Consider the following 10,730-nt stretch of genomic DNA (forward strand, 5'->3'; position numbering starts at 1 on the left):
CTCCGTGCAATCATGCAGGCCCCCGGCTAACCTTCCGGGGCGTCAACCGGCAGGAGGGGCGATGGCGGGCAGGATCATCACGATCGCGCAGCAGAAGGGCGGCTCGGGCAAGACGACGCTGGCCGTCAACCTGGCCGTCAGCCTGCATGAGCGCGGCCATTCCGTCGCCCTGGTCGATACCGACCCGCAGGGCAGCATGGGCCGCTGGTTCATCGAGCGGATGCAGGCCGAGGGCGAGGACGAGGCGATGGATTTCTCGACCTCGTCGGCCTGGGGGGCGAGCTACGAATCCGAGAAGCTGAAGAAGCGCTTCGATTTCGTGATCATCGACACGCCGCCCAAGATCGACAGCGACCTGCGCCCGGCCCTGCGGGTGGCCGACCTGGTGCTGGTGCCGGTCGCGACCAGCCATGTGGACCTGTGGGCGACCGAGGGCGTGCTGGATCTGGCGCGGCGCGAGAAGGCGCGCGTGCTGGTGGTGATGAACCGCGTGCGCCCGCATACCCGGCTGTCCGCCGAGGTCGCACAGAAGGCCGCCGAACTGGGCGCCGATGTCGCCGATACCCGGCTGGCGAACCGGGTGCTTTACGCGGAAACGCTGGGCCAGGGTGTCGGCGCCCTGGAACGCGCCCGCAGCGGCCCTGCGCGGGACGAGATCGTCAGGCTGACGGATGAGGTTCTGTCGGCAATGGCCTAGACCGGCAGGATCGCCGGGCCGTCCGGCGTATCGACCCGGCGCACGGTGATGCCGAAGGCGCGGCGCAGCAGGTCGTCGCGCAGCACCGCGTCGGCGGTCCCGTCAGCCAGCACATGCCCGTCCGCCAGCAGGACCAGCCGCGTGCAGAAGCGCGCCGCAAGCCCCAGGTCGTGGATCGAGGCGAGGACCGTCCGCCCTTCCGCCGCAAGGTCGCGGAACAGGCGCAGGCAGGCCAGTTGCTGCGCGGGGTCCAGCCCGGCGATGGGCTCGTCCGCGATCAGCAGCGGCGTGTCCTGGGCCAGGGCGCGGGCGATCAGGGCGCGGTTCTGCTCGCCCCCGGACAGGCGCAGGGCGGTGCGCTTGCGGAACGCCTCCAGCCCCATGCGCGCGATGGCGGCATCGACGGCCGCGCGGTCCGCGCCGCTGCGACCGCCGCCCGGCCAGGGGATGCGGCCCAGGGCCACCAGATCCTCGACGCTGACGGGCCAGGCGATCTCTCGCGCCTGCGGCAGATAGGCGGCGTGGCGGGCGCGCCGCTCTGCGGGCAGGGCGGCAAGGGAGGATGTGCCGGTGAAGGGGATCAGACCAAGCGCGGCCTCCATCAACGACGATTTTCCGGCGCCGTTCGGACCGATCAGGCCGACGAACTCGCCCGGCCCGAGGGACAGGCTGACGCCGTGCAGGACGGGGCGGTTGCGGCGCGTGACCGAAAGGTGGGACAAGCGCAGGACCATCAGACGCGTCCTCCGCTGCGGGTCTTCCAGATCAGGTGCAGAAACAGCGGCGCGCCGACGATGGCGGTCAGCACGCCCAGCTTCAGGTCGCGGTCAGGCACGATCAGCCGCACCGCGATATCGGCGGCCAGCAGCAGCGCCGCCCCGCCCAGGGCCGAGGCGGGCAACAGGGCCGAGGGCCGCGATCCGACGAAAGGCCGCAGGACATGCGGGACCACCAGGCCGACGAAGCCGATGGCCCCGGCCACGGCGGTCGCGGGGCCGACGATCAGCGCCGTGCCCGCGACCAGCCGCCAGCGCAGGGCCGCGGTGGACAGGCCAAGCGCCTGCGCGGCAGCCTCGCCCAGGGTCAGGGCATCGAGGGCGCGGCGGGTGGACAGGACCAGTGCCGCGCCAAGCGCCATCGGCGGCAGGGCCAGCCCCAGGTGCAGCATGGACCGGTCTGCCAGCGATCCCATCAGCCAGAACACGATCTCGTTTGCGGCATAGGGATTGGGCGAGAGGTTCAGCACCAGCGAGGTGCCCGCGCCAGCCAGCGCCGAAATCGCCACGCCCGCCAGGATCAGCGTCACCGACCCCCCACGCGGACCCGCCAGCGCCACCAGAAGCGCGACCCCGACCGCCGCGCCCGCCAGGGCGGCCAGCGGCAGGGCCAGAGCCGCCATCAGCGACAGCCCCGTCTGGATGGCGATGACCGCGCCAAGGGCAGCCATTCCCGATATGCCGATCAGCCCCGGCTCGGCCAGCGGGTTGCGCAGATAGCCTTGCAGCGCGGCCCCGGTCAGGCCCAGGCCCGCGCCCACCGCCGCCCCCAGGATCGCACGCGGCAGGCGTATTTCGCGCATCACGATGGGCAGCGGACCCTCGCCGCCAAGGATCAGCGCGCGCAGAGAGTCCATGGCCGGCAACCCCGCCGGTCCCGTCAGCAGCGAGGCCAGGACCAGCGCCGCGACCAGCAGCGACAGGGCGGCGAACAGCCCCCTCATTCCAGGGACCGGATGGCGCGGGTCACGAAGGGGGTGCCGCAGATCCAGTCGCGGTCGGTGACATGCCTTCCGTCCGGCGTGAGGGCGGCCAGCGCGGGATGGTCCAGGATCGCCTCGCCCTGCGACTGTCCGGGCCATTTCGCGCCGGTGATCAGGCGGTCGGGCCGGGCCATGACCAGCAGCTCCATCGGCAGGGCCGTGGTGGTGGCGATGCCATAGTCCGCCGCGATGTTGTCAAAGCCTGCCGCCTCCAGGATGGCCCCGGCCAGCGTTTCGGGGCCCGAAGTGAAGCCGTTGGCGTAATACAGCGCCGCACGGCCCCGGCGGGACGGGCTGCGCGCCGCGTCCAGATCCGCGTCGAAGCGGGCCAGCAGGTCGCGCGCGGCGGCTTCGCGGCCCAGAAGCGCGCCCATGCGGGTGATTTCGGTGCGGATGGCCGCAAAGCTTTCGGCAGGGGGCGGGGTCTCGACCCGGATGCCAAGGCGGCGCAGCATCGCCACCGTCGCGGCGGGGGTATAGGTGCCCGCGATCACCAGGTCGGGGCGCATCAGGTAGATCTCCTCGGCCCGCCCGTGGTTTGGCGTATGGGCCGCCGCCTGTTCCGCCATCGGCGACATGCGCGGATCCTGTGCAAGGCTGCTGACCGAGATCAGCTGCCCCGGTGCGGCCAGCATCATCGCCAGTTGGTCGCTGCACAGGTTCATCGACACGACCCGCTGCGGCGCCGCGGCGGCGGGCAGGGCGGCAGCCAGCCAGACCGCCGCCGCCAGGATGACCCTAGAACGAGGCACGCAGCCCCGCATAGACCGCACGGCCCGAGGTGCCATAGCCCTCGACCCACTGGTAATCCTCGTCAAGGACGTTCTCCAGCCGCAGATAGGCCTCGGCATTGTCGCGCAGGGGATGGCTGACCAGCAGGTCGACGGTGGTGAAGTCCTCCAGGTCGTCCGGGCGCCCGGCGACGTGCTGCAGGTCGATGCCCGCCGTGGTGCCGGTGGCAAAGGTCGTCTGGACGCCCAGGTTCAGCACGCGCTCGGGCACCATGGCCCATTCCGGAACATCGGTCTGGTTGTCGATGAAGGTATAGGCTGCCGTCAGCGCATGGCCCGCGCCGAAGGCATAGCGGCCGTCGAATTCGACCCCGCGGCGGCGGGCGGTGCCGTCCACCTGCGCATAGCAGCCGAAGGGCTGGCCGCAGGCGGTCGCCGCATAGTCGAAGCCGATCAGGCTCTCGGTCTTCAGCCAGAAGGCTGTGGCGCGCAGGTAGCTGTCGCCCCACTGCTTTTCCACGCCGATTTCATAGGTCCGGCTTTCCTCGCGCTCCAGCGAGGCATCGCCGTAATCGCCGAACAGTTCATACAGCGAAGGCGCGCGGAATCCGTTGCCAAGTGCCGCGCGGAGCAGCAGGTCGTCATCGGCGCGATAGACGGCGGCCACGCGCCCCGAGGTAAAGCCGCCAAAGCGCGAATGATCGTCGCGGCGCAGGGACGTGGTGATGTCGATCCGGTCGCCCAAGGCCGCGGTGGTTTCCACGAAGACGCCGTTGATGCGGGCATCGCCGTTGCCGTCGGAGTCCTCCTTCTCGGTATCGGCGCCGAAGACAGCCCGGACATCCTGTCCGATGTCGGTCGCCCCTTGCCAGGACAGCTTGGTGCGGGTGCCGGTGAAGGGGCTAACGAAACCGTCGGACCAACTGGTGCGGTCGATGCGATAGCGGGTGAGCGCGATGTCATGGTCCACCGCGCCGGTCGTGAACTGGGCAAAGCCGCGAAGGCCATAGCTTTCCCGTTCGGAATAATCGTCGCCCGGCGTTCCGGCGACATCGCCCAGCCAGTCGTCGAAATCGCCGGTGCTGTCTTCCCAGAAGCCGTTGAAGCCGATCACCGCCCCATTCTGCAGCGTGTGGGCGGAGTAGAAGGACAGGCGCGTCGCCTCGTAGCCGTCCTCCTCGAAGTTGCCGTCGTCCTCGTCCAGGGCGGAAAAGCCATCCGTGCGGACATGGCTGGCCTGGAAGGCCAGGTCGGTGCCGTCGCGGCGCAGGGTCGCGCCATAGCTGGCAGTCAGCGTGTCATAGCTGCCGGCCTCGATCCCGAAATGGTGGTGCAGCCCGTCCTCGGTCGGGCGCAGGGATTGCAGGGACAGGACGCCCGCCACCGCGCGCGATCCATACAGCGCCGATTGCGCCCCGCGCAGCAGTTCGACCCGCTCCACGCCTGCGCCGATCTGGCCGCCGATGTCGTAATAGGGCCTGGTCGCGGCCGGATCCGACACTTCGATCCCGTCGATGACAACCGGCACGTATTGCGCGGGGGCGCCTCGCAGTTGCAGCGCGCCCAGCGTCCCGAGCGGCCCCTGCTGGCTGAGGGTCACGCCCGGCAGGCGCGTCAGGCTGCGCGACAGCGGCTGGCCCGCCAGCCCTTCCAGCGACTCGCCGGTCAGGACGGACACCGAACTGCCCGACCGGCTGAGTTCGGTCGGCTCGCGGTTGGCGGTCAGGGTGATGTCGTCCAGCACGAAGGGGTCTTGCGCGGCAACCTGGGCCAGCGCGGGCAGGGCGGTGGTCAGGGCGAGCGCGGCGGTCAGGGTCAGGAATGCGGGTCTTGTTGTCACGAATGACATCCTTCCAGATACCCGGCGAAAGCCGGGCGTGATGCAGGTCGTCCGAAAGGATTGAACCCGCCGGACAGCGAAACCACCACGACGGAAGTTTCCGTTTCCGGCGCGCCCCTCGCGCGCCGTCAGGGTGATCGCGTTCGGCAGGTCTCCTGACTTGCGGGTCACGGCTTGGCCGGGCCTTCCCATCCCGCACGGGGACAGTGGCGTTTGTCCGGCCTTGCTCTCCGCTGACAGTTGCGGGGGCAGTCGCGGATTCGCACCGCGTTCCCTTTTAACCGGGGTTCAACCCGGAACCGAGGCAGCGCTGCCTTAGCCGATGGCAGGCCTTGCAGGCAAGGGGTCAGCGGCGCTCAGCCCAGCGAGGCCACCCATTCCGGCACCGTCCGGCTGGCGGGCCCGGTGATGCGACGGTGGAAGTCGCGCGCATTGGCGCTGCTGTCCAGGTTCAGTTCCACGCAGTCCGCGCCATGCCGCCGGGCATGTTGGGCAAAGCCCGCCGCTGGATAGACATTCCCCGAGGTGCCGATGGCCGCGAACAGGTCGGCGCTTTCCAGGGCCTCCCAGATGCGGTCCATGTGGTAAGGAATTTCTCCGAACCAGACGATGTCCGGGCGGGTCGCGGGGCGGGCGCAGGCGGGGCAGGGGTCTTCGGGCGACATGACCATCGGCGCGGACCAGCGATGGCTGCAGGCCGCGCAAAGCGCCCCGGCCAGGGCGCCGTGCATGTGGATGACTTCCGGGCTGCCTGCGCGTTCGTGCAGGTCATCGACATTCTGCGTGACCAGCACCAGGTCGTGCCGCTGCGCCAGTTCCGCCAGGGCGAGATGGGCGGCATTGGGCTGCGCCGCCGCGGCGTCTTCGCGGCGCATGTTGTAGAAGCGGTGGACCAGCGCGGGATCGGCGGCAAAGCCTTCGGGCGTCGCCACGTCTTCAATCCGGTGGCTTTCCCACAACCCATCGACGGCGCGGAATGTCGCAAGCCCGCTTTCGGCGGAAATGCCCGCGCCGGTCAGGACGGTGATGCGCAAGGCCGCTTACCGGCAGTAGGCCTCGGCCCGGGATGCAAAGCGCTTGTAGCGCGCCCAGAAGGCGTTGTCGCGGTCGCTTTTCGACATCCGGACCTCTTGCGCCTGGTGGGGGTCGCGGAAGAAGGTGGCGGCGCGGCGCTGGTCGGATCGCGACAGGGTCTGGTTCGCGACCTGCTGGATGCAGCCGCAAAGCGGCGCGTTGCCACGGGCGCGGTCGGACCGCACGCAGGCACTGTCGATGGGGCCTGCCACGGCCAGGGGCGCGGTCATCATGATGGCTGCGGCCGCAATGACGATGCGGTTGAGCATGAACTGTCTCCTCGGTTGCCATGTGGGTGGCGGGTGCCGGTTGTCCCGGTCTGCATGCCCGTCCTGCCGCGATCCTAGCAGGAACGGCGCGGCCGCTCAATCTGCCGCTGTGCCTCAGGCTTCGCGTGCCGGCTCAGGGTCTTGCGCCGTCAGGCGGCTGCGATGTCGTAGCCGGCTGCACGAATCGCATCAACCGCGCGGGCCTGGTCCAGGCCTTCGACGGTGACGGTCTTCTGCGCCAGATCGACCGTGGCGCGCCCGCCCGCATCGGCGATGGCGGCCTCGATGGCGGCCTTGCAATGGCCGCAGCTCATGTCGGGAACGGTGAAGGTCATGGCTCTCCTCGCAGGGGTTTGACAACTCCCGCGCAGCATGATCCTGCATGGCGGCGGGGGCAAGGCGAGAGGATGCGATGATCGAGGCCATCGGGCTGGATGCCGACGATACCCTGTGGGAAAACGAAACCTTCTTCCGCGTGACCGAAGGCGAATTCGTGTCCCTGCTGGGGGACCATGCCGAGGGCGCCGACATCGCCAGCCGCCTTCTGGACGTCGAACGCGCGAACCTGGCCCGATACGGCTTCGGCATCAAGGGCTTCATGCTGTCGATGGTGCAGACCGCGATCGAGCTGACCGACGGCCGCATCGACGGCCGCGCCATCGGCCGCATCCTGGAACTGGGGCAGGAGATGCTGTCCCATCCGGTCGACCTGCTGGACGGCGTGCCGCAGACGCTGGAGGCGCTGGAAGGCCGACGGCTGATCCTGATCACTAAGGGCGACCTGATCGACCAGGAACGCAAGATCGCCGCCTCGGGCCTCGCCGAGCGGTTCGAGACCGTCGAGATCCTGGCCGACAAGTCGCCCGAAACCTATGCCCGCGTGCTGCTGCGCGCCGAGGTGACGCCCGAGCGCTTTATGATGGTCGGCAACTCGATGAAAAGCGATGTGCTGCCGGTCGTGGAACTGGGCGGGCATGGCGTCTTCATCCCCCATGCCCTGACCTGGGCGCTTGAACATGCCGATGCGCCCGACCATCCCCGCGCGCATCGTCTGGCCAGCATGGCCGACCTGCCCGCCCTGGTCGCGCGGCTGGAGGCGGGCCATGCATAATCTTCGCGCCGCCATGCTGATGGTGCTGGCCATGGCCGCCTTCGCGGCCGAGGACGCGCTGCTGAAGGGGCTTTCGGAACGCATTCCGACCGGGCAGCTGCTGGCGGTGGTGGGCTTTACCGGAATGGTGGTCTTCGCCCTTTGGGTCGCCCGTGGCCGCGAAGGCCTGCGCCCGGCCCAGTTGCTGCGCCCGCAGGTCATGCTGCGCAATCTGTGCGAGGCGGTCTGCGCCATCACCTTTGTCACCGCGCTTGCGACCGGCGACCTTTCGGTCGCCTCGGCCATCCTGCAGGCGCAGCCCTTGCTGATGACCATGGGCGCCGCGCTGTTTCTGGGTGAAAAGGTGGGCTGGCGCCGCTGGTTCTCCATCGCCACGGGCTTCTGCGGTGTGCTGCTGATCGTGAAGCCCGGCACGGCGTCCTTCGAGGTCAGCTCGATCTTCGCGGTCATTGCCGTCCTGGCGCTGGCGGTGCGCGACCTGGTGACCCGCCGCCTGCCGCCCGAGATCGGGTCGGGCCTGCTGTCCGCCGGGGCCTTCGGGTCGATGGGGATTGCGGGGCTGGTGCTGATGATGATCGGCGGGCAGGGGGCGGTCGCGCCCTCGGGCACTCAGGCGGCGCTGATGGTCGCAACGCTGGGATTCGGCATCCTGGGCTATATCACCATGGTCATCGCCACCCGCATTGCCGAAATCGCGGTCATCGCGCCCTTCCGCTATTCCCGCCTGCTTTTCGCGATGCTGCTGGCCGTGATCGTCTTCGGCGAAAGGCCCGATGTCCTGACCCTGACGGGGGCCGCGCTGATCGCGGGCGCGGGCATCTATTCCATGTGGCGGGAAGCGGGGCTGCGTCGGGCGCGCCTGGCCGCCGCGTGACCCGCAAATCCCCCTTCCCGTAAGCCTTGCGCCCTTGTATAGCCCGGCCATGACCGAGCTTTCCCTGATCCGCAATTTTTCCATCGTGGCCCATATCGACCACGGCAAATCCACCCTGGCCGACCGGCTGATCCAGCTGACGGGCACTGTCGCCGAACGCGACATGAAGGCCCAGCTTCTGGACAGCATGGATATCGAGCGGGAACGCGGCATCACCATCAAGGCCAACACCGTCCGCATCAGCTATCCGGCCAAGGACGGGCGGACCTATGTGCTGAACCTGATCGACACGCCGGGCCATGTGGACTTCGCCTACGAGGTCAGCCGGTCCATGCGCGCGGTCGAAGGCTCGCTGCTGGTCGTGGATGCCTCCCAGGGGGTCGAGGCGCAGACGCTGGCCAACGTCTATCAGGCCATCGACGCGGGGCACGAGATCGTGCCGGTCCTGAACAAGATCGACCTGCCCGCCGCCGAACCCGAACGCGTCAAGGAAAACATCGAGGAGGTGATCGGCATCGACGCCTCGGACGCCATTCCGATTTCCGCGAAAACCGGCCTCGGCATCCCCGACGTGCTGGAGGCGATCGTGACGCGCCTGCCCGCCCCCACGGGCGACCGCAATGCCGCCCTGAAGGCGATGCTGGTGGATTCGTGGTATGATGCCTATCTGGGCGTCGTGGTGATGATCCGCGTCATGGACGGCGTGATCCGCAAGGGCGACCGCGTGAAGATGATGCAGACCGGCGCGGTCTATGGCATCGACAAGCTGGCCGTCCTGACCCCGCAGATGGTCGATATCGCGGAACTGGGACCGGGCGAGATCGGCGTCTTCACCGCATCCATCAAGCAGGTCCGCGACACCCGCGTGGGCGACACCATCACGCATGAAAGGAAGGGCGCCGACGTGGCCCTGCCGGGCTTCAAGCCCGCCCAGCCGGTGGTCTTCTGCGGGTTGTTCCCCGTGGACGCCAACGACTTCGAGGCGCTGCGCGACGCCATCGAGAAGCTGGCCCTGAACGATGCCAGCTTCAGCTATGAAATGGAAACCTCGGCCGCGCTGGGCTTCGGCTTCCGCTGCGGCTTCCTGGGGCTTTTGCACCTGGAGGTGATCCGCGACCGGCTGGAACGCGAATACGACCTGGACTTGATCACCACCGCGCCCTCGGTGGTCTTCAAGCTGCACATGCGCGACGGAGAGGTCCGCGACCTGCACAACCCCGCCGACATGCCCGACCTGACCCATGTGGACCATATCGAGGAGCCGCGCATCAAGGCCACGATCATGGTCCCGGACGAATACCTGGGCGACGTGCTGAAGCTCTGCCAGGACCGCCGCGGCATCCAGCTGGACCTGACCTATGCGGGCAGCCGCGCCATGGTCGTCTATGACCTGCCCCTGGCCGAGGTCGTCTTCGACTTCTACGACCGCCTGAAATCCGTGACCAAGGGCTATGCCAGCTTCGACTATCAGATCAGCGAATATCGCGAGGATTTCCTGGTCAAGATGTCGATCCTGGTGAATGACGAGCCCGTGGACGCGCTTTCCATCATGGTCCACCGCGACCGCGCCGAGGCGCGCGGCCGGGTGATGGTCGAAAAGCTGAAGGAACTGATCCCCCGGCACATGTTCAAGATCCCGATCCAGGCGGCCATCGGCGCCCGCGTGATCGCGCGCGAAACGCTGTCGGCCATGCGCAAGGACGTGACCGCCAAGTGCTATGGCGGCGACGCGACGCGCAAGAAGAAGCTGCTGGAGAAGCAGAAGGCCGGGAAGAAGAAGATGCGCCAGTTCGGAAAGGTGGAGATCCCGCAGACGGCGTTTATTCAGGCGTTGAAGATGGATGGGTGATTATGCCTCTTAAGAAGATAGAAACATTTGGAGAAGTGGCAGCAGAAGATGATAGCTATCTTCTAGATTATTTTCATTCAACCGATGCAATTTCTGAGATAGAGGATGATAATAAATTCCTTGTTGTCGGAAGGAAGGGTGCGGGAAAGACGGCGGTTGTTCGTTATTTTACCGAGGGACCGAAAAAGGATCATTCTAAGGCACTAAACTTGAGAAACTATCCGTGGGCGGTCCATGCAGAAGTGCTAGATCGCGGAATGGAAGGTGTGGATGCATATGTTGCATCATGGCGCTATTTGATTGCAGTCGAGCTTGCAAGCTTTACTCTGCGCCTCTCTGAAAATGTGTATTTAGACGCCCAACGTCCTCTGCGAGAGTACTTGATGAGTAATTACGGGAGTATTAATCCCGCACTTCCTGAAATTCTTCAACCAAAGAAGCTTAAGGTTCTAGTGTTCACCGCCTAACAGAAGATTCCTTCCTGTGGTCGAATGTGACATGTTCGGCGGATGAGACGAGACGACAT

General features: G+C 67.4%; 12 protein-coding genes and 1 riboswitch. Of the genes, 5 read left to right on the forward strand and 7 right to left on the reverse strand.

Annotation, left to right across the window (positions count from 1 at the left end; translation table 11 throughout):
• Positions 1 to 61 precede the first annotated feature (61 nt).
• Complete coding sequence (gene parA / locus OU682_RS07985; protein WP_268941535.1) at positions 62 to 697, forward strand: ParA family partition ATPase; 636 nt, start codon at positions 62 to 64, stop codon at positions 695 to 697.
• On the opposite strand, the gene OU682_RS07990 is transcribed toward parA, so the two are convergent.
• The 7 genes from OU682_RS07990 to OU682_RS08020 all read right to left on the reverse strand — a co-directional run bounded on the left by OU682_RS07990 (position 694) and on the right by OU682_RS08020 (position 6,705).
• Positions 694 to 1,434: an ABC transporter ATP-binding protein gene (locus OU682_RS07990; protein ID WP_268941553.1), complete on the reverse strand. Its 741-nt coding sequence runs from the start codon at positions 1,432 to 1,434 to the stop codon at positions 694 to 696. The genes parA and OU682_RS07990 overlap by 4 nt on opposite strands.
• Positions 1,431 to 2,417, reverse strand: a complete 987-nt coding sequence (locus OU682_RS07995) for a FecCD family ABC transporter permease (protein ID WP_268941536.1) — start codon at positions 2,415 to 2,417, stop codon at positions 1,431 to 1,433. The genes OU682_RS07990 and OU682_RS07995 overlap by 4 nt, the downstream gene beginning before the upstream one ends.
• A complete protein-coding gene (locus tag OU682_RS08000; RefSeq protein ID WP_329609794.1) occupies positions 2,414 to 3,208 on the reverse strand; it encodes an ABC transporter substrate-binding protein in 795 nt (264 codons plus the stop codon). Before OU682_RS08000 ends, OU682_RS07995 begins: the two co-directional genes overlap by 4 nt.
• A complete protein-coding gene (locus OU682_RS08005) occupies positions 3,195 to 5,027 on the reverse strand; it encodes a TonB-dependent receptor plug domain-containing protein (RefSeq protein WP_268941537.1) in 1,833 nt (610 codons plus the stop codon). The genes OU682_RS08000 and OU682_RS08005 overlap by 14 nt, the downstream gene beginning before the upstream one ends.
• Positions 5,028 to 5,155: 128 nt before the next feature.
• Positions 5,156 to 5,346: riboswitch (cobalamin riboswitch) on the reverse strand.
• A gap of 37 nt (positions 5,347 to 5,383) precedes the next feature.
• A complete protein-coding gene (locus OU682_RS08010) occupies positions 5,384 to 6,061 on the reverse strand; it encodes a Sir2 family NAD-dependent protein deacetylase (RefSeq protein ID WP_268941538.1) in 678 nt (225 codons plus the stop codon).
• 6 nt (positions 6,062 to 6,067) lie between these two features.
• Positions 6,068 to 6,370 carry a hypothetical protein gene (locus OU682_RS08015; protein ID WP_268941539.1) on the reverse strand — a complete coding sequence of 101 codons (303 nt, stop codon included), beginning with the start codon at positions 6,368 to 6,370 and terminating at the stop codon, positions 6,068 to 6,070.
• A gap of 149 nt (positions 6,371 to 6,519) precedes the next feature.
• Positions 6,520 to 6,705 carry a heavy-metal-associated domain-containing protein gene (locus OU682_RS08020; RefSeq protein WP_268941540.1) on the reverse strand — a complete coding sequence of 62 codons (186 nt, stop codon included), beginning with the start codon at positions 6,703 to 6,705 and terminating at the stop codon, positions 6,520 to 6,522.
• Between the two features lie 77 nt (positions 6,706 to 6,782).
• On the opposite strand from OU682_RS08020, the gene OU682_RS08025 reads away from it, so the two are divergent.
• The 4 genes from OU682_RS08025 to OU682_RS08040 are packed head-to-tail and all read left to right on the forward strand — an operon-like array spanning position 6,783 to position 10,671.
• Complete coding sequence (locus tag OU682_RS08025) at positions 6,783 to 7,481, forward strand: HAD family hydrolase (RefSeq protein WP_268941541.1); 699 nt, start codon at positions 6,783 to 6,785, stop codon at positions 7,479 to 7,481.
• Entirely contained in the window at positions 7,474 to 8,355 is an 882-nt protein-coding gene (locus OU682_RS08030; protein WP_268941542.1) for a DMT family transporter, read from the forward strand. Before OU682_RS08025 ends, OU682_RS08030 begins: the two co-directional genes overlap by 8 nt.
• 49 nt (positions 8,356 to 8,404) lie before the next feature.
• Positions 8,405 to 10,204, forward strand: coding sequence for a translation elongation factor 4 (gene lepA, locus OU682_RS08035; RefSeq protein ID WP_268941543.1), 1,800 nt, complete (start codon positions 8,405 to 8,407; stop codon positions 10,202 to 10,204).
• Between the two features lie 2 nt (positions 10,205 to 10,206).
• Positions 10,207 to 10,671 (forward strand): P-loop ATPase, Sll1717 family, encoded by a 465-nt coding sequence (locus OU682_RS08040; protein ID WP_268941544.1) that lies wholly within the window; start codon positions 10,207 to 10,209, stop codon positions 10,669 to 10,671.
• The last annotated feature ends 59 nt before the right edge of the window (positions 10,672 to 10,730 follow it).

This window comes from Paracoccus benzoatiresistens (assembly GCF_026913015.1).
GTDB lineage: Bacteria > Pseudomonadota > Alphaproteobacteria > Rhodobacterales > Rhodobacteraceae > Paracoccus > Paracoccus benzoatiresistens.